Consider the following 3,231-nt stretch of genomic DNA (forward strand, 5'->3'; position numbering starts at 1 on the left):
AAACAAGCTGTCTAAAGTTTCTTTCTTTGTCTTTTCGCTTTTCTTACTTAGCTTTCGCTTCGTATCATTTGCTGCGTGTTTCCTCAAAAACACTTGAGCGTTGTATAGTTAAGCCTCTCGGGCAATTAGTATCTGTTAGCTCAATGGCTCGCACCACTTACACACCAGACCTATCTACGTCGTAGTCTCCAACAACCCTTACAGTCTTATAGACTGGGAGAACTCATCTCAAGGCAAGTTTCGTGCTTAGATGCTTTCAGCACTTATCTCTTCCGCATGTAGCTACCCAGCAGTGCCTCTGGCGAGACAACTGGAACACCAGTGATGCGTCCACTCCGGTCCTCTCGTACTAGGAGCAGCCCCTTTCAATTCTCCAACGCCCACGGCAGATAGGGACCGAACTGTCTCACGACGTTCTAAACCCAGCTCGCGTACCACTTTAAATGGCGAACAGCCATACCCTTGGGACCTACTTCAGCCCCAGGATGTGATGAGCCGACATCGAGGTGCCAAACACCGCCGTCGATATGAACTCTTGGGCGGTATCAGCCTGTTATCCCCGGAGTACCTTTTATCCGTTGAGCGATGGCCCTTCCATTCAGAACCACCGGATCACTATGACCTGCTTTCGCACCTGCTCGACTTGTCTGTCTCGCAGTTAAGCTTGCTTATACCATTGCACTAACCTCACGATGTCCGACCGTGATTAGCAAACCTTCGTGCTCCTCCGTTACGCTTTGGGAGGAGACCGCCCCAGTCAAACTACCCACCAGACACTGTCCGAGTACCCGTTCCAGATACTTCGTTAGAACATCAAACGTTAAAGGGTGGTATTTCAAGGACGACTCCACAATCACTGGCGTGACTGCTTCTTAGTCTCCCACCTATCCTACACATCAAAATTCAATGTTCAGTGTCAAGCTATAGTAAAGGTTCACGGGGTCTTTCCGTCTAGCCGCGGGTACACCGCATCTTCACGGCGATTTCAATTTCACTGAGTCTCGGGTGGAGACAGCCTGGCCATCATTATGCCATTCGTGCAGGTCGGAACTTACCCGACAAGGAATTTCGCTACCTTAGGACCGTTATAGTTACGGCCGCCGTTTACTGGGGCTTCGATCAGGAGCTTCTCTTGCGATAACACCATCAATTAACCTTCCAGCACCGGGCAGGCATCACACCCTATACGTCCACTTTCGTGTTTGCAGAGTGCTGTGTTTTTAATAAACAGTTGCAGCCAGCTGGTATCTTCGACCGGTTCAACCTTCGAGAGTTAATCTCTACAATCTACGCCGGCGCACCTTCTCCCGAAGTTACGGTGCTATTTTGCCTAGTTCCTTCACCCGAGTTCTCTCAAGCGCCTGAGTATTCTCTACCTGACCACCTGTGTCGGTTTATAGTACGGTTTAGATAAACCTGAAGCTTAGTGGCTTTTCCTGGAAGCGTGGTATCGGTTACTTCATTTCCGTAGAAACTCGTCATCACTTCTCGGTGTTGAATGGAAGACCGGATTTGCCTAGTCTTCCCACCTACCGGCTTAAACAGACATCCAACAGTCTGCTAACCTAACCTTCTCCGTCCCCACATCGCAGTTTATCCAAGTACGGGAATATTAACCCGTTTCCCATCGACTACGCTTTTCAGCCTCGCCTTAGGGGCCGACTCACCCTGCCCCGATTAACGTTGGACAGGAACCCTTGGTCTTCCGGCGAACGAGTTTTTCACTCGTTTTGTCGTTACTTATGTCAGCATTCGCACTTCTGATACGTCCACCAAACTTCTCAATTCAGCTTCATCCGCTTACAGAACGCTCCCCTACCCAACAATGTCTCCATTGATGCCGCAGCTTCGGTGACTAGTTTTAGCCCCGTTACATCTTCCGCGCAGGCCGACTCGACTAGTGAGCTATTACGCTTTCTTTAAATGGTGGCTGCTTCTAAGCCAACATCCTAGCTGTCTAAGCCTTCCCACTTCGTTTCCCACTTAACTAGTACTTGGGGACCTTAGCTGGCGGTCTGGGTTGTTTCCCTCTCCACGATGGACGTTAGCACCCACCGTGTGTCTCCTGAGTATCACTCTTCGGTATTCGCAGTTTGCATCGGGTTGGTAAGTCGGGATGACCCCCTAGCCGAAACAGTGCTCTACCCCCGAAGGTGTCCGCTCAAGGCTCTACCTAAATAGATTTCGGGGAGAACCAGCTATCTCCCGGTTTGATTGGCCTTTCACCCCCAGCCACAAGTCATCCGCTAATTTTTCAACATTAGTCGGTTCGGTCCTCCAGTTAGTGTTACCCAACCTTCAACCTGCCCATGGCTAGATCACCGGGTTTCGGGTCTATACCTTGCAACTCAAACGCCCAGTTAAGACTCGGTTTCCCTTCGGCTCCCTTATTCAGTTAACCTCGCTACAAAATATAAGTCGCTGACCCATTATACAAAAGGTACGCAGTCACCAAACAAGTTGGCTCCCACTGCTTGTACGTACACGGTTTCAGGTTCTATTTCACTCCCCTCACTGGGGTTCTTTTCGCCTTTCCTTCACAGTACTGGTTCACTATCGGTCAATCAGGAGTATTTAGCCTTGGAGGATGGTCCCCCCTTCTTCAAACAGGATTTCTCGTGTCCCGCCCTACTTCTCGTTAGCTTAGTACCATAGTAATGTTTTCGGATACAGGACTATCACCTGCTATGGTTGAGCTTCCCAGCTCATTCTCCTAACAAAACTATTATCACTAACAGGCTCTTCCGCTTTCGCTCGCCGCTACTGACAGAATCTCGGTTGATTTCTTTTCCTCGGGGTACTTAGATGTTTCAGTTCTCCCGGTTTGCCTCTTATACCTATGTATTCAGTATAAGATAGTAGATTCTTCATCTACTGGGTTTCCCCATTCGGAAATCTTGGATTAAACGCCTCTTATCGACTCATCCAAGCTTATCGCAGATTAGCACGTCCTTCTTCGCCTCTGATTGCCAAGGCATCCACCGTGTACGCTTAGTCACTTAACTATACAACCTCAAATGTTTTTATACCTTTGATATATTGCTATATCATCTCAAACACTCAAAGCCGATATTATTCAACTAAACACTTGACTGCTTTTGTTCAGTCAAGATTTTTTAACTACTCAGACTTTTTCTTTATCAGCTTAATATTTTTCAATATCTCCGCTGACTTGAAAGTCTCTTCAGTTTTTCAGCTTGTTTCCAATTTTTTAAAGAACAATTTAGACAA

1 rRNA gene is annotated in these 3,231 nt (G+C 47.8%); it reads right to left on the reverse strand.

What is annotated here, in order from left to right:
* Positions 1-104 precede the first annotated feature (104 nt).
* Positions 105-3,005 (reverse strand): 23S ribosomal RNA (locus tag F8M47_RS07280).
* Positions 3,006-3,231 lie beyond the last annotated feature (226 nt).

It is taken from the genome of Actinobacillus vicugnae (assembly GCF_901687125.1).
Taxonomy (GTDB): Bacteria; Pseudomonadota; Gammaproteobacteria; order Enterobacterales; family Pasteurellaceae; genus Actinobacillus; species Actinobacillus vicugnae.